7 protein-coding genes, 2 tRNA genes, 7 rRNA genes and 1 other RNA gene are annotated in these 19,607 nt (G+C 56.1%); 15 read left to right on the top strand and 2 right to left on the bottom strand.

The features are described from left to right. Window positions 1-48 precede the first annotated feature (48 nt). The 11 genes from NGK62_RS07840 (at window position 49) to NGK62_RS07790 (ending at window position 13,407) form a co-directional block, all read left to right on the top strand. A complete protein-coding gene (locus NGK62_RS07840) occupies window positions 49-525 on the top strand; it encodes an Lrp/AsnC family transcriptional regulator (RefSeq protein ID WP_054458545.1) in 477 nt (158 codons plus the stop codon). A 939-nt stretch (window positions 526-1,464) separates the two neighbouring features. Beyond that, window positions 1,465-2,995: ribosomal RNA gene (locus NGK62_RS07835) — 16S ribosomal RNA — on the top strand. Between the two features lie 342 nt (window positions 2,996-3,337). Next, window positions 3,338-6,220: ribosomal RNA gene (locus NGK62_RS07830) — 23S ribosomal RNA — on the top strand. A 199-nt stretch (window positions 6,221-6,419) separates the two neighbouring features. Further along, a 5S ribosomal RNA gene (rrf, locus tag NGK62_RS07825) occupies window positions 6,420-6,532 on the top strand. A gap of 679 nt (window positions 6,533-7,211) precedes the next feature. Continuing rightward, window positions 7,212-8,742 (top strand): 16S ribosomal RNA (locus NGK62_RS07820). 133 nt (window positions 8,743-8,875) lie between these two features. Then, window positions 8,876-8,952, top strand: a tRNA-Ile gene (locus tag NGK62_RS07815). A 23-nt stretch (window positions 8,953-8,975) separates the two neighbouring features. Next, window positions 8,976-9,051 (top strand) — tRNA-Ala (locus tag NGK62_RS07810). Window positions 9,052-9,339: 288 nt separating this feature from the next. Then, window positions 9,340-12,222 (top strand): 23S ribosomal RNA (locus NGK62_RS07805). 198 nt (window positions 12,223-12,420) lie between these two features. Continuing rightward, window positions 12,421-12,533: ribosomal RNA gene (gene rrf, locus NGK62_RS07800) — 5S ribosomal RNA — on the top strand. A gap of 158 nt (window positions 12,534-12,691) precedes the next feature. After that, window positions 12,692-12,804: ribosomal RNA gene (rrf, locus tag NGK62_RS07795) — 5S ribosomal RNA — on the top strand. The 16S, 23S and 5S rRNA genes sit together here with 2 tRNA genes alongside, the layout of an rRNA operon. A gap of 237 nt (window positions 12,805-13,041) precedes the next feature. Then, complete coding sequence (locus NGK62_RS07790; protein ID WP_013391517.1) at window positions 13,042-13,407, top strand: DUF4870 family protein; 366 nt, start codon at window positions 13,042-13,044, stop codon at window positions 13,405-13,407. A 253-nt stretch (window positions 13,408-13,660) separates the two neighbouring features. On the opposite strand, the gene NGK62_RS07785 is transcribed toward NGK62_RS07790, so the two are convergent. Further along, window positions 13,661-13,939: an SWIB/MDM2 domain-containing protein gene (locus NGK62_RS07785; protein WP_059373735.1), complete on the bottom strand. Its 279-nt coding sequence runs from the start codon at window positions 13,937-13,939 to the stop codon at window positions 13,661-13,663. Between the two features lie 147 nt (window positions 13,940-14,086). On the opposite strand from NGK62_RS07785, the gene NGK62_RS07780 reads away from it, so the two are divergent. After that, a complete protein-coding gene (locus NGK62_RS07780; RefSeq protein WP_054457611.1) occupies window positions 14,087-15,280 on the top strand; it encodes a M20 aminoacylase family protein in 1,194 nt (397 codons plus the stop codon). An 11-nt stretch (window positions 15,281-15,291) separates the two neighbouring features. Further along, a complete protein-coding gene (gene pyrC / locus NGK62_RS07775; protein ID WP_118932599.1) occupies window positions 15,292-16,356 on the top strand; it encodes a dihydroorotase in 1,065 nt (354 codons plus the stop codon). A gap of 96 nt (window positions 16,357-16,452) precedes the next feature. Here the strand turns inward: pyrC and NGK62_RS07770 are convergent, their stop codons facing one another. Next, window positions 16,453-18,279: an ATP-binding cassette domain-containing protein gene (locus NGK62_RS07770; protein ID WP_251877954.1), complete on the bottom strand. Its 1,827-nt coding sequence runs from the start codon at window positions 18,277-18,279 to the stop codon at window positions 16,453-16,455. Between the two features lie 134 nt (window positions 18,280-18,413). Here NGK62_RS07770 and rnpB point away from each other — a divergent pair. Then, window positions 18,414-18,818: RNase P RNA component class A (gene rnpB / locus NGK62_RS07765), an RNA gene on the top strand. Window positions 18,819-19,172: 354 nt separating this feature from the next. Continuing rightward, on the top strand, window positions 19,173-19,601 hold the full coding sequence (gene mraZ / locus NGK62_RS07760; RefSeq protein ID WP_006226256.1) for a division/cell wall cluster transcriptional repressor MraZ: 429 nt from the start codon (window positions 19,173-19,175) through the stop codon (window positions 19,599-19,601). The last annotated feature ends 6 nt before the right edge of the window (window positions 19,602-19,607 follow it).

The raw sequence follows: 19,607 nt of genomic DNA, 5'->3' as shown, positions 1-19,607 counted from the left end.
TTGAGTTGAGCAATAATATTGCCGGATAGAAAACATTAAGGGCTGAAAATGTCTGACATTGAGCTGGATAGGACAGATATACGGATTCTGGCCGAACTGCAGCGTGATGGTCGCCTCAGCAACCAGGAGTTGGCCGACCGTGTGTCGCTGTCGCCCAGCCCCTGTTTGCGGCGGGTCCGCCGGCTGGAAGAGAAAGGCTTCATCAAGAAGTACGTCGCCCTGATCGACGCGAAGAAGGTCGGCTTGGGCCTGCTCGCCTACGTAAACATCCGTCTGAACAAGCACAGCGGATCCAGTCATGCTCCCATGAGCGACTTCGCCCGCGATGTGCAGCTATGGCCGGAGGTGGTGGAGTGCTACGCCATGTCCGGAGACATGGACTACCTGCTGCGGATACAGGTTGCCGACCTGGCGCATTTCTCCCGCTTCGCCATGGATACGCTGATGCGCCATCCCGCAGTGGTAGATATGCGTTCATTCTTCGCCCTTCAGCAGATCAAGGAAACCACAGAGCTCCGGCTTTAGCTATGGCCTTCAGCCACTCTCTATATATAGGTGACGCTCTTTGGGGTTTGCTGTGAGGTTGTCCAGGACGAGCAGTGCGTCCCCCAAAAAAAGCATCCTCTAAAAAAAGGGTGTCACCTTCGCAATCCCGCCAAAATTCCGTGCTATAGTCTCGCTCCTTCGCGATTCGGGCAGTTTTGAAGCGCGAAGCCAAGCAAGCACGCGGGTTAGCTAAGGGAAACCAAGCCGGCCTGCCGCCAGGTCAGCAGCGATGTTGCCCGGCGGTTATTGCAAGGATTGCAGCAAATTAGGCAGAAGCCAGTTGCGTAATCTGCAAAAATCGTGCTATAGTCTTGGGCTTGGCTGGTGATGTTCATTAAGGGTTATCCCTTATATCGCTAGCCTCCAGGCGGTAACCGATCTCAGGTCTGAAGCGAAAGCGGCGGCGATGGGGTTGCAGGATGAGGTGCAAGTTAGGCAAAGGCCGGTTGCACAATCTGCAAAAATCGTGTTATAGTCTTAGGCTTGGCAGTTGCCGAAAACTTAGGGTTAACCCTGATATTTCGATAGCTGCTAAGAGAGGCGGACCTGAAGAGGTCGCAAGCAAGAAAGCGAAACGCAGTATGTGACGCTGACTTGACAAGCGAAAAAAACTTCTTCATAATCTCGTTTCTCTGCTGCAAACAACGCGGCGCCAGCGAAAGCGGCGTAGCGAAGCGAGCAGGCAGTAAGTAGTACAGAATTTAGCAGTGCCGCTCTTTAACAATTAAACAACCGATAAGTGTGGGCGCTTGATGCGGGTGCAATGTGACTTCGGTCACAAGCACAATGAAATCAAGTGCTCACTAGAAGTGAAGTACCTTAGACGTCAAGTTTAAGAATATACCTCACTTCCTTTGAGTAGCGACGTATGACTCGACCCTTTCGGGGGTTAAGAAATACGAAACAAATACAGAGATTAAACTGAAGAGTTTGATCCTGGCTCAGATTGAACGCTAGCGGGATGCCTTACACATGCAAGTCGAACGGCAGCACGGACTTCGGTCTGGTGGCGAGTGGCGAACGGGTGAGTAATGTATCGGAACGTGCCCAGTAGCGGGGGATAACTACGCGAAAGCGTAGCTAATACCGCATACGCCCTACGGGGGAAAGCAGGGGATCGCAAGACCTTGCACTATTGGAGCGGCCGATATCGGATTAGCTAGTTGGTGGGGTAACGGCTCACCAAGGCGACGATCCGTAGCTGGTTTGAGAGGACGACCAGCCACACTGGGACTGAGACACGGCCCAGACTCCTACGGGAGGCAGCAGTGGGGAATTTTGGACAATGGGGGAAACCCTGATCCAGCCATCCCGCGTGTGCGATGAAGGCCTTCGGGTTGTAAAGCACTTTTGGCAGGAAAGAAACGTCATGGGTTAATACCCCGTGAAACTGACGGTACCTGCAGAATAAGCACCGGCTAACTACGTGCCAGCAGCCGCGGTAATACGTAGGGTGCAAGCGTTAATCGGAATTACTGGGCGTAAAGCGTGCGCAGGCGGTTCGGAAAGAAAGATGTGAAATCCCAGAGCTTAACTTTGGAACTGCATTTTTAACTACCGGGCTAGAGTGTGTCAGAGGGAGGTGGAATTCCGCGTGTAGCAGTGAAATGCGTAGATATGCGGAGGAACACCGATGGCGAAGGCAGCCTCCTGGGATAACACTGACGCTCATGCACGAAAGCGTGGGGAGCAAACAGGATTAGATACCCTGGTAGTCCACGCCCTAAACGATGTCAACTAGCTGTTGGGGCCTTCGGGCCTTGGTAGCGCAGCTAACGCGTGAAGTTGACCGCCTGGGGAGTACGGTCGCAAGATTAAAACTCAAAGGAATTGACGGGGACCCGCACAAGCGGTGGATGATGTGGATTAATTCGATGCAACGCGAAAAACCTTACCTACCCTTGACATGTCTGGAATTCCGAAGAGATTTGGAAGTGCTCGCAAGAGAACCGGAACACAGGTGCTGCATGGCTGTCGTCAGCTCGTGTCGTGAGATGTTGGGTTAAGTCCCGCAACGAGCGCAACCCTTGTCATTAGTTGCTACGAAAGGGCACTCTAATGAGACTGCCGGTGACAAACCGGAGGAAGGTGGGGATGACGTCAAGTCCTCATGGCCCTTATGGGTAGGGCTTCACACGTCATACAATGGTCGGGACAGAGGGTCGCCAACCCGCGAGGGGGAGCCAATCCCAGAAACCCGATCGTAGTCCGGATCGCAGTCTGCAACTCGACTGCGTGAAGTCGGAATCGCTAGTAATCGCGGATCAGCATGTCGCGGTGAATACGTTCCCGGGTCTTGTACACACCGCCCGTCACACCATGGGAGTGGGTTTTACCAGAAGTAGTTAGCCTAACCGTAAGGGGGGCGATTACCACGGTAGGATTCATGACTGGGGTGAAGTCGTAACAAGGTAGCCGTATCGGAAGGTGCGGCTGGATCACCTCCTTTCAGAGCTTAGTGCTCGTGTTAAGCGTCCACACTTATCGGTTGTTTGATGTAGCTGGTGTCAATGTTTTGATGCCGTGTAGAGGCTAACTCATAGCGCTGCTCGCAGTGTTATGAGTTGGGTTTTACTCAACAGCTATATTTGTTCTTTAACAATCTGGAAGAAGCACAACGAAAATGTACTTATCAAGTACTCGGCGCAAGCCGATGAAGATAAGTACGGGTTGTGATTGCATTAATTTTGTTCCAAGTTCTCAAGACTGAGGTGAATAACCTCAGACTGCTTTGAAACTTATGAACGGCACAAACGCTAATACTCAGGTCCTATAGCCTACAGCGTTATAGGATCAAGCGACTAAGTGCATATGGTGGATGCCTTGGCGATCACAGGCGATGAAGGACGTAGTAGCCTGCGAAAAGCTACGGGGAGCTGGCAAACAAGCTTTGATCCGTAGATGTCCGAATGGGGAAACCCACCGCAGCAATGCGGTATCCCTGGCTGAATACATAGGCCAGTGGAAGCGAACCGGGTGAACTGAAACATCTCAGTAGCTCGAGGAAAAGAAATCAACCGAGATTCCGAAAGTAGTGGCGAGCGAAATCGGAAGAGCCTTTACGTTTTAGCACGCAAGATAGTCGAACGGAATGGAAAGTCCGGCCGTAGCAGGTGATAGCCCTGTAGGCGAAATCTTGTGTGTGGAACTAAGCGTAAGAAAAGTAGGGCGGGACACGTGAAATCCTGTTTGAAGATGGGGGGACCATCCTCCAAGGCTAAATACTCGTGATCGACCGATAGTGAACCAGTACCGTGAGGGAAAGGCGAAAAGAACCCCGGAAGGGGAGTGAAATAGATCCTGAAACCATATGCATACAAACAGTAGGAGCCTCCTTGTGGGGTGACTGCGTACCTTTTGTATAATGGGTCAGCGACTTACATTCAGTGGCAAGGTTAACCGAATAGGGAAGCCGTAGCGAAAGCGAGTCCGAATAGGGCGATTCAGTCGCTGGGTGTAGACCCGAAACCAGATGATCTATCCATGGCCAGGTTGAAGGCACGGTAACACGTGCTGGAGGACCGAACCCACTAATGTTGAAAAATTAGGGGATGAGCTGTGGATAGGGGTGAAAGGCTAAACAAATCTGGAAATAGCTGGTTCTCTCCGAAAACTATTTAGGTAGTGCCTCAAGTATTACTGCGGGGGGTAGAGCACTGTTATAGCTAGGGGGTCATGGCGACTTACCAAACTATGGCAAACTCCGAATACCCGCAAGTACAGCTTGGGAGACAGAGCACCGGGTGCTAACGTCCGGACTCAAGAGGGAAACAACCCAGACCGCCAGCTAAGGTCCCAAATTATCGCTAAGTGGGAAACGAAGTGGGAAGGCATAGACAGTCAGGAGGTTGGCTTAGAAGCAGCCATCCTTTAAAGAAAGCGTAATAGCTCACTGATCGAGTCGTCCTGCGCGGAAGATGTAACGGGGCTAAGCGATAAACCGAAGCTGCGGGTGTGCACTTTGTGCACGCGGTAGGAGAGCGTTCTGTAAGCCTGCGAAGGTGGCTTGTAAAGGCTGCTGGAGGTATCAGAAGTGCGAATGCTGACATGAGTAGCGATAAAGGGGGTGAAAAGCCCCCTCGCCGTAAGTCCAAGGTTTCCTGCGCAACGTTCATCGGCGCAGGGCGAGTCGGCCCCTAAGGCGAGGCAGAGATGCGTAGCTGATGGGAAGCTGGTTAATATTCCAGCACCGTCGTACAGTGCGATGGGGGGACGGATCGCGGAAGATCATCAGGGTGTTGGATGTCCCTGTTGCTGTATCGAAGATGGCGCTTAGGCAAATCCGGGCGCGTAAATCAAGGGTATGGCACGAGCGAGCATTGCTTGCGAAGTGATTGGAAGTGGTTCCAAGAAAAGCCTCTAAGCTTCAGCTGTACGAGACCGTACCGCAAACCGACACAGGTGGACGGGATGAATATTCCAAGGCGCTTGAGAGAACTCAGGAGAAGGAACTCGGCAAATTGATACCGTAACTTCGGGAGAAGGTATACCCCGGTAGTGTGAAGCGCCTGCGCGCTTAGCATGATGGGGTCGCAGAGAATCGGTGGCTGCGACTGTTTATTAAAAACACAGCACTCTGCAAAGACGAAAGTCGACGTATAGGGTGTGACGCCTGCCCGGTGCCGGAAGGTTAAGTGATGGGGTGCAAGCTCTTGATCGAAGCCCCGGTAAACGGCGGCCGTAACTATAACGGTCCTAAGGTAGCGAAATTCCTTGTCGGGTAAGTTCCGACCTGCACGAATGGCGTAACGATGGCCACACTGTCTCCTCCTGAGACTCAGCGAAGTTGAAGTGTTTGTGATGATGCAATCTACCCGCGGCTAGACGGAAAGACCCCATGAACCTTTACTGTAGCTTTGCATTGATCTGTGAACCGGCCTGTGTAGGATAGGTGGGAGGCTTTGAAGCGTGGTCGCTAGATCACGTGGAGCCATCCTTGAAATACCACCCTGGTTTGTTTGCGGTTCTAACCTTGGTCCGTTATCCGGATCGGGGACAGTGCATGGTGGGCAGTTTGACTGGGGCGGTCTCCTCCCAAAGTGTAACGGAGGAGTTCGAAGGTACGCTAGGTACGGTCGGAAATCGTGCTGATAGTGCAATGGCATAAGCGTGCTTGACTGTGAGACTGACAAGTCGAACAGGTGCGAAAGCAGGACATAGTGATCCGGTGGTTCTGAATGGAAGGGCCATCGCTCAACGGATAAAAGGTACTCTGGGGATAACAGGCTGATACCGCCCAAGAGTTCATATCGACGGCGGTGTTTGGCACCTCGATGTCGGCTCATCTCATCCTGGGGCTGTAGCCGGTCCCAAGGGTATGGCTGTTCGCCATTTAAAGAGGTACGTGAGCTGGGTTTAAAACGTCGTGAGACAGTTTGGTCCCTATCTGCCGTGGGCGTTGGATACTTGACGGAGCCTGCTCCTAGTACGAGAGGACCGGAGTGGACGTACCTCTGGTGCACCGGTTGTCATGCCAATGGCATTGCCGGGTAGCTAAGTACGGAAGAGATAACCGCTGAAGGCATCTAAGCGGGAAACTCGTCTGAAGATAAGGTATCCCGGGGACTTGATCCCCCTGAAGGGTCGTTCGAGACCAGGACGTTGATAGGTCGGGTGTGGAAGCGCAGTAATGCGTTAAGCTAACCGATACTAATTGCCCGTGAGGCTTGATCCTATAACACTGATGGTTATGACCTGGTGATGTAGCGTTCCAAGTGTCGTTCAATACAAAATCTGGCTGCGCCGTCAGCAGCCAGCCAACACCAATTACACCCCATCGTGCGTGATCATCGAGTCTGACTCTGATCGCCACGCGTTGTGTTTCTTCCAAGATTGGAGCCGTTGCCTCAACCGCAACCGCTCAACCAGTTACGCTTGACGACCATAGCGAGTTGGTCCCACTCCTTCCCATCCCGAACAGGACAGTGAAACGACTTTGCGCCGATGATAGTGGACGGACGTCTGTGAAAGTAGGTCATCGTCAAGCTTTTATTCCGCAAACCCCCGCAGGTTACCCTGCGGGGGTTTGTCTTTATATATAAGTGAGAGCCTTGTGTTCTCGGCCGCAGTGAAGTGGAGAGATCCAGTAAAACAGTGGCTTTGCAGTGATAAATGCAGATTAGGCAAAAGCCAGCTGCATGAGCTGCAAAAAGGTGTTATAGTTTGCGGCTTGGCTGCTACCGAAAGATCAGGGTATACCCCGACATTTCGATAGCTGCTAAGGGAAGCGAAAAGTCAGGGCGCTGTCCTGGCGGACCTGAAGGGGTCTTGGCGATAGGTTGCCAAATCTTGCTGCTGCGGTGAGTTGAAAAACTCAAACAAAAGCGACAATGATTTGACAAGCGCTAAAAACTCCTTCATAATCTCGTTTCTCTGCTGTCGACACAGCGATGTTGCGAAAGCGACGAAGCGCGAAGTTGGCGGCAAGATGCAGTAAGTAGTACAGAATTTAGCAGTACCGCTCTTTAACAATTAAACAACCGATAAGTGTGGGCGCTTGATGCGAGTGCAATGTGACTTCGGTCACAAGCACAATGAAATCAAGTGCTCACTAGAAGTGAAGTACCTTAGACGTCAAGTTTAAGAACATACCTCACTTCCTTTGAGTAGCGACGTATGACTCGACCCTTTCGGGGGTTAAGAAATACGAAACAAATACAGAGATTAAACTGAAGAGTTTGATCCTGGCTCAGATTGAACGCTAGCGGGATGCCTTACACATGCAAGTCGAACGGCAGCACGGACTTCGGTCTGGTGGCGAGTGGCGAACGGGTGAGTAATGTATCGGAACGTGCCCAGTAGCGGGGGATAACTACGCGAAAGCGTAGCTAATACCGCATACGCCCTACGGGGGAAAGCAGGGGATCGTAAGACCTTGCACTATTGGAGCGGCCGATATCGGATTAGCTAGTTGGTGGGGTAACGGCTCACCAAGGCGACGATCCGTAGCTGGTTTGAGAGGACGACCAGCCACACTGGGACTGAGACACGGCCCAGACTCCTACGGGAGGCAGCAGTGGGGAATTTTGGACAATGGGGGAAACCCTGATCCAGCCATCCCGCGTGTGCGATGAAGGCCTTCGGGTTGTAAAGCACTTTTGGCAGGAAAGAAACGTCATGGGTTAATACCCCGTGAAACTGACGGTACCTGCAGAATAAGCACCGGCTAACTACGTGCCAGCAGCCGCGGTAATACGTAGGGTGCAAGCGTTAATCGGAATTACTGGGCGTAAAGCGTGCACAGGCGGTTCGGAAAGAAAGATGTGAAATCCCAGAGCTTAACTTTGGGACTGCAGTTTTAACTACCGGGCTAGAGTGTGTCAGAGGGAGGTGGAATTCCGCGTGTAGCAGTGAAATGCGTAGATATGCGGAGGAACACCGATGGCGAAGGCAGCCTCCTGGGATAACACTGACGCTCATGCACGAAAGCGTGGGGAGCAAACAGGATTAGATACCCTGGTAGTCCACGCCCTAAACGATGTCAACTAGCTGTTGGGGCCTTCGGGCCTTGGTAGCGCAGCTAACGCGTGAAGTTGACCGCCTGGGGAGTACGGTCGCAAGATTAAAACTCAAAGGAATTGACGGGGACCCGCACAAGCGGTGGATGATGTGGATTAATTCGATGCAACGCGAAAAACCTTACCTACCCTTGACATGTCTGGAATTCCGAAGAGATTTGGAAGTGCTCGCAAGAGAACCGGAACACAGGTGCTGCATGGCTGTCGTCAGCTCGTGTCGTGAGATGTTGGGTTAAGTCCCGCAACGAGCGCAACCCTTGTCATTAGTTGCTACGAAAGGGCACTCTAATGAGACTGCCGGTGACAAACCGGAGGAAGGTGGGGATGACGTCAAGTCCTCATGGCCCTTATGGGTAGGGCTTCACACGTCATACAATGGTCGGGACAGAGGGTCGCCAACCCGCGAGGGGGAGCCAATCCCAGAAACCCGATCGTAGTCCGGATCGCAGTCTGCAACTCGACTGCGTGAAGTCGGAATCGCTAGTAATCGCGGATCAGCATGTCGCGGTGAATACGTTCCCGGGTCTTGTACACACCGCCCGTCACACCATGGGAGTGGGTTTTACCAGAAGTAGTTAGCCTAACCGCAAGGGGGGCGATTACCACGGTAGGATTCATGACTGGGGTGAAGTCGTAACAAGGTAGCCGTATCGGAAGGTGCGGCTGGATCACCTCCTTTCAGAGCTTAGCGCTCGTGTTAAGCGTCCACTCTTATCGGTTGTTTGATATAGCTGGGATCAGTTGCAGGCTTGGGTCGAGGGAATCTTCCCTGGGTCTACAGCTTTCCTGACTGCTGATCCGAAAAGGTTTTTGGGTCTGTAGCTCAGTCGGTTAGAGCACCGTCTTGATAAGGCGGGGGTCGTTGGTTCGAATCCAACCAGACCCACCAAGTATTCTGCGCATGCGGGATATGGGGGTGTAGCTCAGCTGGGAGAGCGCCTGCTTTGCAAGCAGGATGTCATCGGTTCGATCCCGTTCACCTCCACCAAGTACTTGATGCCTGGTGATGTAGAGGCTAACTCATAGCGTCGTTGAAACGGCCTTATGAGTTAGGTTTTACCTGACAGCTATATTCGTTCTTTAACAATCTGGAAGAAGCACAACGAAAATGTACTTATCAAGTACTCGGCGCAAGCCGATGAAGATAAGTACGGGTTGTGATTGCATTAATTTTGTTCCAAGTTCTCAAGACTGGGGTGAATAACCTCAGACTGCTTTGAAACTTATGAACGGCACAAACGCTAATACTCAGGTCCTATAGCCTACAGCGTTATAGGATCAAGCGACTAAGTGCATATGGTGGATGCCTTGGCGATCACAGGCGATGAAGGACGTAGTAGCCTGCGAAAAGCTACGGGGAGCTGGCAAACAAGCTTTGATCCGTAGATGTCCGAATGGGGAAACCCACCGCAGCAATGCGGTATCCCTGGCTGAATACATAGGCCAGTGGAAGCGAACCGGGTGAACTGAAACATCTCAGTAGCTCGAGGAAAAGAAATCAACCGAGATTCCGAAAGTAGTGGCGAGCGAAATCGGAAGAGCCTTTACGTTTTAGCACGCAAGATAGTCGAACGGAATGGAAAGTCCGGCCGTAGCAGGTGATAGCCCTGTAGGCGAAATCTTGTGTGTGGAACTAAGCGTAAGAAAAGTAGGGCGGGACACGTGAAATCCTGTTTGAAGATGGGGGGACCATCCTCCAAGGCTAAATACTCGTGATCGACCGATAGTGAACCAGTACCGTGAGGGAAAGGCGAAAAGAACCCCGGAAGGGGAGTGAAATAGATCCTGAAACCGTATGCATACAAACAGTAGGAGCCTCCTTGTGGGGTGACTGCGTACCTTTTGTATAATGGGTCAGCGACTTACATTCAGTGGCAAGGTTAACCGAATAGGGAAGCCGTAGCGAAAGCGAGTCCGAATAGGGCGATTCAGTCGCTGGGTGTAGACCCGAAACCAGATGATCTATCCATGGCCAGGTTGAAGGCACGGTAACACGTGCTGGAGGACCGAACCCACTAATGTTGAAAAATTAGGGGATGAGCTGTGGATAGGGGTGAAAGGCTAAACAAATCTGGAAATAGCTGGTTCTCTCCGAAAACTATTTAGGTAGTGCCTCAAGTATTACTGCGGGGGGTAGAGCACTGTTATAGCTAGGGGGTCATGGCGACTTACCAAACTATGGCAAACTCCGAATACCCGCAAGTACAGCTTGGGAGACAGAGCACCGGGTGCTAACGTCCGGACTCAAGAGGGAAACAACCCAGACCGCCAGCTAAGGTCCCAAATTATCGCTAAGTGGGAAACGAAGTGGGAAGGCATAGACAGTCAGGAGGTTGGCTTAGAAGCAGCCATCCTTTAAAGAAAGCGTAATAGCTCACTGATCGAGTCGTCCTGCGCGGAAGATGTAACGGGGCTAAGCGATAAACCGAAGCTGCGGGTGTGCACTTTGTGCACGCGGTAGGAGAGCGTTCTGTAAGCCTGCGAAGGTGGCTTGTAAAGGCTGCTGGAGGTATCAGAAGTGCGAATGCTGACATGAGTAGCGATAAAGGGGGTGAAAAGCCCCCTCGCCGTAAGTCCAAGGTTTCCTGCGCAACGTTCATCGGCGCAGGGTGAGTCGGCCCCTAAGGCGAGGCAGAGATGCGTAGCTGATGGGAAGCTGGTTAATATTCCAGCACCGTCGTACAGTGCGATGGGGGGACGGATCGCGGAAGATCATCAGGGTGTTGGATGTCCCTGTTGCTGTATCGAAGATGGCGCTTAGGCAAATCCGGGCGCGTAAATCAAGGGTATGGCACGAGCGAGCATTGCTTGCGAAGTGATTGGAAGTGGTTCCAAGAAAAGCCTCTAAGCTTCAGCTGTACGAGACCGTACCGCAAACCGACACAGGTGGACGGGATGAATATTCCAAGGCGCTTGAGAGAACTCAGGAGAAGGAACTCGGCAAATTGATACCGTAACTTCGGGAGAAGGTATACCCCGGTAGTGTGAAGCGCCTGCGCGCTTAGCATGATGGGGTCGCAGAGAATCGGTGGCTGCGACTGTTTATTAAAAACACAGCACTCTGCAAAGACGAAAGTCGACGTATAGGGTGTGACGCCTGCCCGGTGCCGGAAGGTTAAGTGATGGGGTGCAAGCTCTTGATCGAAGCCCCGGTAAACGGCGGCCGTAACTATAACGGTCCTAAGGTAGCGAAATTCCTTGTCGGGTAAGTTCCGACCTGCACGAATGGCGTAACGATGGCCACACTGTCTCCTCCTGAGACTCAGCGAAGTTGAAGTGTTTGTGATGATGCAATCTACCCGCGGCTAGACGGAAAGACCCCATGAACCTTTACTGTAGCTTTGCATTGATCTGTGAACCGGCCTGTGTAGGATAGGTGGGAGGCTTTGAAGCGTAGTCGCTAGATTACGTGGAGCCATCCTTGAAATACCACCCTGGTTTGTTTGCGGTTCTAACCTTGGTCCGTTATCCGGATCGGGGACAGTGCATGGTGGGCAGTTTGACTGGGGCGGTCTCCTCCCAAAGTGTAACGGAGGAGTTCGAAGGTACGCTAGGTACGGTCGGAAATCGTGCTGATAGTGCAATGGCATAAGCGTGCTTGACTGTGAGACTGACAAGTCGAACAGGTGCGAAAGCAGGACATAGTGATCCGGTGGTTCTGAATGGAAGGGCCATCGCTCAACGGATAAAAGGTACTCTGGGGATAACAGGCTGATACCGCCCAAGAGTTCATATCGACGGCGGTGTTTGGCACCTCGATGTCGGCTCATCTCATCCTGGGGCTGTAGCCGGTCCCAAGGGTATGGCTGTTCGCCATTTAAAGAGGTACGTGAGCTGGGTTTAAAACGTCGTGAGACAGTTTGGTCCCTATCTGCCGTGGGCGTTGGATACTTGACGGAGCCTGCTCCTAGTACGAGAGGACCGGAGTGGACGTACCTCTGGTGTACCGGTTGTCATGCCAATGGCATTGCCGGGTAGCTAAGTACGGAAGAGATAACCGCTGAAGGCATCTAAGCGGGAAACTCGTCTGAAGATAAGGTATCCCGGGGACTTGATCCCCCTGAAGGGTCGTTCGAGACCAGGACGTTGATAGGTCGGGTGTGGAAGCGCAGTAATGCGTTAAGCTAACCGATACTAATTGCCCGTGAGGCTTGATCCTATAACACTGATGGTTATGACCTGGTGATGTAGCGTTCCAAGTGTCGTTCAATACAAAATCTGGCTGCGCCGTCAGCAGCCAGCCAACACCAATTACACCCCATCGTGCGTGATCATCGAGTCTGACTCTGATCGCCACGCGTTGTGTTTCTTCCAAGATTGGAGCAGTTGCCTAACCGCAGCCGCTCAACCAGTTACGCTTGACGACCATAGCGAGTTGGTCCCACTCCTTCCCATCCCGAACAGGACAGTGAAACGACTTTGCGCCGATGATAGTGGACGGACGTCTGTGAAAGTAGGTCATCGTCAAGCTTTTATTCCGCAGAACCCCACAGGTAACCCCTGTGGGGTTTTGTCTTTTGTGAGAGCCCATTGCGGGCGCCTGTCGAGATCCGCTCCAGGCCCGTGCATCGGTCTCCCGGCAGAATTGGAGCGTTTGTCCCGATAGGGCACACACTCAAGCAGTTACGCCTGACAACCATAGCAAGGTGGTCCCACTCCTTCCCATCCCGAACAGGACAGTGAAACGCCTTTGCGCCGATGATAGTGGACGGACGTCCGTGAAAGTAGGTCATTGTCAGGCTTTGATTCCAAGAACCCCGCAGCTCGCGCTGCGGGGTTTTTTCTTTTGTCTGGTTGCGCGATGAGGTAGAAGGCTGTCGCCGCGGCTGCGCGCCGCCAGGCCTTTTTGGCGTGCGGTTGCGGACCGTCAATCAGGCTGCGAGCCGCGCCAGCATTGAATGTGCACAAATAACAACGGGCGTGGGCGGGGTAGCTTTGTGCGGTAAGATTGACCGAGTCAATTCGTTGGAGCGTTATCGTGAGTGATCCCCAGACCCCCGTGCCCGGAACGACGTTAGACCTGCGCACGTTGACCCACGTTGCCTACGGCTTGTACGCCCTGGGCTTCCTGACGAGCGGTTTCCTGGGCATCGCCACGCTGGCAGCCGTAGTGCTGATGTACCTGAAGCGCTCCGACGCCGCAGGTACCGTCTATGCCGCTCATTTCGACTGGTTGCTGCGTACCTTCTGGTGGGCCCTGCTTTGGCTGGCCATCAGCGGCATCGCGACGCTCATCTTCATCGGCTGGATCGGCCTGGCCGCGACTGTGATCTGGGTGTTGTATCGCTTGATCAAAGGCTGGCTGTCGCTGCTGGAAGGCTCCGCGCCGACCACCTACGCCTGAGGGCAGGTGTTCAAACAGAAGGCCGGCATATGCCGGCCTTTTGCTTTGTCGAACATGCCAACTGCCTGAAGAGGCGCGCCAGGCTTGGCTTTCGGGAAATGCTGGTGTGGGGAATCAGGCCATGCCGGTGAGGTTGTGGCGTGGCTGTCGCGGTGAGAGAAAGCTGCGCTGGGGAGGCGAGCTCGCCCAGGAATGAACCGGGGCGTCGCGACGATATGAAGGCAGGGACGTACGGGGTACGCCCTTTGCCTGCTTACTTCAGATGTGCGTTGACCAGCTTGGTCAGTTCGAACATCGTGACCTGATCTTTACCGAAGATCGGGCGCAGCTTGGCATCGGCGTTGATGTTGCGCTTGTTGCTGGCATCTTGCAGGTTGTGCTTCTTGATGTATTCCCAGATCTTTTTGGTGACCTCGGTACGCGGCACGGCTTCCGAGCCGATGACGGCGGCCAGGTCGGCGCTGGGGGTCAGGGGCTTCATGAATGCAGCGTTCGGCTTGCGCGCGGTCGCGGGTTTGGAGGTTGTGGCCATAATGCGGCGCTCCTTCTCTGGCTGTTGGAAAAATTGTCCTGCGGCCGGAGCATAACGTGTCTCTCTCGTAAAGACAAAGGCATTTATCCTCTGTAGCAACTAAAATGCACAGACTGTCCCCTCTATATCGTCATTCTGTAACCTCCTATGTACGCACGATCTCCTTTGGAATCAATTCGCCTCTTTCATGACGAATTGACGGCGCTGCGGCGCGATTTGCATGCGCATCCCGAGCTTGGCTTCGAGGAAGTCCGGACCTCCGGGATCGTGGCGGGTGCGCTGGAGGCGCTGGGGATCGAGGTGCACCGCGGCATCGGCAAGACCGGTGTGGTGGGCGTGATCCGCGGCAAGCGCTGCGACAGCGGGCGCATGATAGGCCTGCGTGCCGACATGGACGCCTTGCCCATGACCGAAGACAATGACTTCGGCCACAAGTCGACCAAGCCCGGCCTGATGCACGGTTGCGGTCACGACGGTCACACCGCGGTGCTGATCGGCGCGGCCAAATACCTGTCGCAGACACGCAATTTCGATGGCACCGCGGTACTGATCTTCCAGCCAGCGGAAGAGGGGCGCGGCGGCGCGCGCGCCATGCTGGAAGACGGCCTGTTCGATACCTTTCCGTGCGACGCGATTTACGCGCTGCATAACTGGCCGGGCCTGAAGCCGGGCACGATAGGCATCAATCCCGGGCCGATGATGGCCGCCGCCGACCGCTTCGAGATTCTGATCACCGGACGCGGCGGCCACGGCGCGCATCCGTACCAGACCATCGATCCGGTCACCATCGCGGGGCAGATCATCACCGCGTTGCAGACCATCGTGTCGCGCAACGTCAATCCGCTGGATTCGGCGGTGGTGTCCATCGGATCCCTGCAGGCCGGGCATCCCGGCGCCATGAGCGTGATTCCGCGCGAGGCGAGAATGGTCGGCACGGTGCGCACGTTCCGCAAGTCCGTCCAGGAAATGGTGGAGACCCGCATGCGCGAGTTGGTGTCCGCGATTGCGGGCGCTTTCGGCGGCACCGCCGAGGTCACTTACGAACGGATCTACCCTGCGACCTTGAACACGCCGCAGCACGCCAATCTGGTGGCCGATATCGCCACCGAGATGATAGGCAAGGAGAACGTCGTGCGCGATCTGACGCCGTCGATGGGCTCCGAGGATTTCTCTTTTATGTTGCAGAGCAAGCCTGGCGCATACTTCCGCCTGGGCCAGGGCGGAGCCGATTCCGGCTGCGTGCTGCACAACTCGCATTTTGATTTCAACGATGCCGTCATCCCCTTGGGCAGCGCGATGTTCAGCGCGCTGGCCGAACGGGGCATGCCGCTGGCAGATTAAGAAGCCTTCCCATGTCTACTCAAAACACGACTCAGCTCACCATCACCCGGCCGGACGACTGGCACCTGCATCTGCGCGACGGCGCTGCCCTGGAGGCAGTGGTGGCGGATACCGCGCGCCAGTTCGCGCGCGCGATCATCATGCCCAACCTGAAGCCGCCGGTCACGACCACCGAGCAGGCGCTGGCCTATCGCGGCCGCATTCTGGAGGCTTTGAAGAAGGCGGGCGGCAATCCGGATGCCTTCACGCCGTTGATGACGCTGTATCTGACCGACAACACCACGTCGGAAGAGATTTTCCGCGCCTACGAGTCGGGCCAGGTTTATGCGGTGAAGCTGTATCCTGCGGGCGCCACGACCAACTCCGATGCCGGTGTGACCGATCTGCTGGGCAAGTGCACGAAGGCGCTGGAAGCACTGGAAAAATGCGGCATGCCGTTGTTGGTGCACGGCGAAGTGACGGACCCGTCGATCGACCTGTTCGACCGCGAAGCCATCTTTGTCGAGCGCGTGATGAAGCCGCTGCGCCGCGCCTTCCCTGCCTTGAAGGTGGTGTTCGAACACATCACGACGAAAGAGGGCGCGGAATACGTGCGCGACGCGGAAGGCCCTATCGCAGCCACGATTACGCCGCAGCACCTGCTGTACAACCGCAATGCGATTTTCCAGGGCGGCGTGCGGCCGCACTTCTACTGTCTGCCGGTCCTCAAGCGCGAGACGCACCGCCTTGCGCTGGTCGAGGCGGCGACCAGCGGCAGCCCGCGCTTTTTCCTTGGCACCGACAGCGCGCCACACGCGCGCGGGTTGAAGGAACATGCCTGCGGCTGCGCTGGTTGCTACACGGCATTGCACGCGATGGAGCTGTACGCGACGGCGTTCGATGCTGTCGGCAAGTTGGACAAGCTGGAAGGCTTCGCCAGTTTCCATGGCCCGGATTTCTACGGTTTGCCGCGCAACACCGGCACGCTGACGCTGGTGCGCGAGACCTACCAGGTGCCGGAGGAAGTGGCGTTCGGCAACACGACGCTGGTTCCGCTGGCCGCGGGTGAAGCGCTGACCTGGCGCGCACGGGGCTAGGCAACCGGGTTGCCCGGCTGCTCCCGGACAAGAAAATGCCCCCGAGATCCGGGGGCATTTTTCATGCGCCTCTATATGTATATAGAGACAAGCTGATTACAGCGTACCGTCGCGGCGCGCTTCCAGCAGTTCCCAGCGGGCGAAACGCTCTTCGAGTTCGCTTTCCAGCTTGGCGAGTTCGCCGTTGATGCGTTCGACTTCGGCGGGCGCGTCGCGGTAAAGGCTGCCATCGGCGAGCTTGCCGGCAAGCTCGGCCTGTTGCGCTTCCAGGGCGGCGATGGCGTCAGGAAGGCCTTCCAGCTCGCGCAGCTCCCAGGAGTTCATCTTGGCGGACTTGGCCGGTTTGGGCTTGGCGGCCTTGGCGCGCGCGGCGGCATCGTCGGCAGGCCTGGCGGCAGGAGCTGCGTCTTCGGCCGGGGCCGCGGGCGCGGGCCGCTGCGCGACCCATTCGTCGTAGCCGCCCACGTAATCGCGCCAGCGGCCATTGCCTTCGTAGGAGATGGTCTGGGTGACGACGTTGTTCAGGAAGGCGCGGTCATGGCTGACCAGCAGCACCGTGCCCTGGTACTCCTGCAGCAATTCTTCCAGCAGCTCGAGCGTTTCGATGTCGAGGTCGTTGGTGGGTTCGTCCAGCACCAGGATGTTGGCGGGACGGGCGAACAGGCGCGCCAGCAGCAGCCGGGCGCGTTCGCCGCCGGACAGGCTGCGCACGGGCGAGCCGGCGCGGGCGGGCGAGAACAGGAAGTCGCCGAGGTAGCTCATGACGTGCTTGCGGGCGCCGCCGATTTCCACCCATTCGCTACCCGGGCTGATGATGTCGACGAGCGTGGCGTTTTCGTCCAGCTGCGCGCGCATCTGGTCGAAATACGCAACCGCGACGTTGGTGCCAAGCCGCGTCGTGCCGCTGTCGGGCTGCATCTCGCCCAGGATCAGCTTGAGCAGGGTGGTCTTGCCCGCGCCGTTGGGGCCGATGATGCCGATGCGGTCGCCGCGCAGGATGGTCGTGGAATAGTCGTCCACCACGATCTTGTCGCCGAAGGCTTTGTTCACATGGTCGAGTTCGGCGACCAGCTTGCCGGAGCGCTGGCCTTCGGCCAGGGCGAGCGAAACGTCGCCGACGCGTTCGCGGCGCTCGGCGCGTTCGACCCGCAGCCGTTCCAGGCGGCGCACGCGGCCTTCGTTGCGGGTGCGGCGGGCCTCGACGCCCTTGCGGATCCAGACTTCTTCCTGCGCCAGCAGCTTGTCGAAGCGGGCCTGTTCCAGGCGTTCGGACTCGAGCCACTGGGCCTTGCGCTCTTGCCACTGCGAGAAGTTGCCGGGAAAGCTCAGCAACCGCCCGCGATCGAGTTCAACGATGCGAGTGGCCACCGCATCCAGGAAGCGGCGGTCGTGGGTGATGATGACCGCGGCGCCTTTCCAGGCGCGCAGCATGTCTTCCAGCCAGGCGATGCCTTCGAAGTCCAGGTGGTTGGTGGGTTCGTCCAGCAGCAGCAGATCGGGTTCGTCGACCAAGGCGCGAGCCAGCGCGACGCGCTTGCGCGTGCCGCCCGACAGGCCCGCGATCTGTACGTCAGCGGGCAGGCCGAGCTTTTCGAGCACCGAGCGCACCCGCGAGGGGCGCTGCCAGTCTTCATGATCGCCTTCGACATTGCAAACCACATCGAAGACGGTGGCGTTTTCGTCGAGTTCGGGTTCCTGTTCGACCGTGGCGACGCGCAGGCCCGAACTGCGGGCGATGTCGCCGTCGTCGGGCTGGGTCCTGCCGTCCAGCAGCCTCAGCAACGAGGACTTGCCGGCGCCATTGCGGCCGATGAGGCCGATGCGCTCGCCCGCCTGGATGGCGAAATCGGCATGGTCCAGCAGCGGGTGGTGACCATAGGCCAGCTGGATGTCGGTAAGGGTGATGAGAGTAGCAAGGGCCATGTGATGGGTATTGTCTGCGGCGTCTGAGCGGATCAAGGCGTATTGTCGCAGGAACCCCGCAACGCCGTTTGCGCGGCAGGGTATCGAGGTCTCTTCGGGGACGGAGCCGGCAGGTGTAATAGAATACGCACCGCAAGGCGGGTCGGACGATCGCGGTGGATGCGAATCCATCGAGGAAGGTCCGGACTCCATAGGGCAGGGTAACGGCTAACGGCCGTCCGGCCGCGTCTTCGGGCGCGGTTGAGGAATAGGGCCACAGAGACGAGTCTGCGGGGCGGGCGCGCAGCGCGCGCACAGATACGGCCATCTCCGTATCGCGCCGTCCGGCAACGGGCGGCGGCATCGCAGGGTGAAACGCGGCAACCTCTATCCGGAGCAACATCAAATAGGCATGCGTGCGGTCTTCGGACCGCGTAGGGCGGCCCGTCCAAGCATGCGGGTAGATGGCTAGAGCGGCTCAGCAATGATCCGTCCAGAGGAATGATCGTCCGCCAGGGAAACCTGGTGTACAGAATCCGGCCTATAGACCCGTCTTGCAACTCATTCTCAACGCGAGCCGGGTCCGGGCTGGAGCCAGGCGTCGCGCTGGCCGGGCCGGACCATTTTTGGGGCCGCTCCAATCGGCGGGGCCGGCTGGAAGCCTTGCCAACCGGAGCTAACGACCGACCGTAAAACAATGCAAAGCCATTGTTAGCCGCCACTTCTGAAGAAGGACTTTTAGATAGTGCCGCAACCTCCTGATTTATTGGGAGGTTTTTCTTTTTGCGGATTTACATGTTGATCTAAGTCCTTGTTGTGATTGAAAAAATTGCAACCACGCGCTTGACCGCCCCGATCCCATACCGTAGAGTGGGAAATAGTAGGAAATTGTGCAATTAAGTGGGGTAAAAGTGGTGTTTCAGGGAAGCAGCGCGCTCACGCTGGATGCCAAGGGACGGATCTCGATTCCGACCCGGCACCGTGACGCGCTCATGTCGCAGGCCGATGGCCGGCTGACCCTGACACGCCACCCTGACGGCTGCTTGCTGGTCTACCCGCGGCCGGAGTGGGAAAAGAAGCGCGAGCAGATTGCCGCCTTTCCCATGACGGCGCGCGCGTTGCAGCGGCTGTTGCTGGGCAACGCTCAGGACGTGGAACTGGACGGCTCCGGCCGGGTCTTGATCGCTCCTGAACTGCGCAACGCTTCCGGTATGACGCGCGATGTGATGCTGCTCGGTCTGGGCGCGCACTTCGAGCTGTGGGACGCCGCTACTCTGGCCAGCCGCGAGGCTGAGGACCTGGCCAAGGGTATGCCGGATGTGTTGAATCAGTTTTCGTTCTGAAAAAGT

Source organism: Achromobacter sp. Marseille-Q4954, from assembly GCF_943737025.1.
Lineage (GTDB): Bacteria > Pseudomonadota > Gammaproteobacteria > Burkholderiales > Burkholderiaceae_B > Achromobacter > Achromobacter bronchisepticus_A.
This window is presented reverse-complemented; position numbering and strand designations above follow the sequence as displayed.

Excerpts from the sequence above, each read along its gene's own strand:
- NGK62_RS07840 (WP_054458545.1), top strand. The coding sequence starts at position 49 with ATGTCTGACATTGAGCTGGATAGGACAGATATACGGATTCTGGCCGAA.
- NGK62_RS07785 (WP_059373735.1), bottom strand. The coding sequence starts at position 13,939 with ATGGCCACAACCTCCAAACCCGCGACCGCGCGCAAGCCGAACGCTGCA.
- NGK62_RS07780 (WP_054457611.1), top strand. The coding sequence starts at position 14,087 with ATGTACGCACGATCTCCTTTGGAATCAATTCGCCTCTTTCATGACGAA.
- pyrC (WP_118932599.1), top strand. The coding sequence starts at position 15,292 with ATGTCTACTCAAAACACGACTCAGCTCACCATCACCCGGCCGGACGAC.
- NGK62_RS07770 (WP_251877954.1), bottom strand. The coding sequence starts at position 18,279 with ATGGCCCTTGCTACTCTCATCACCCTTACCGACATCCAGCTGGCCTAT.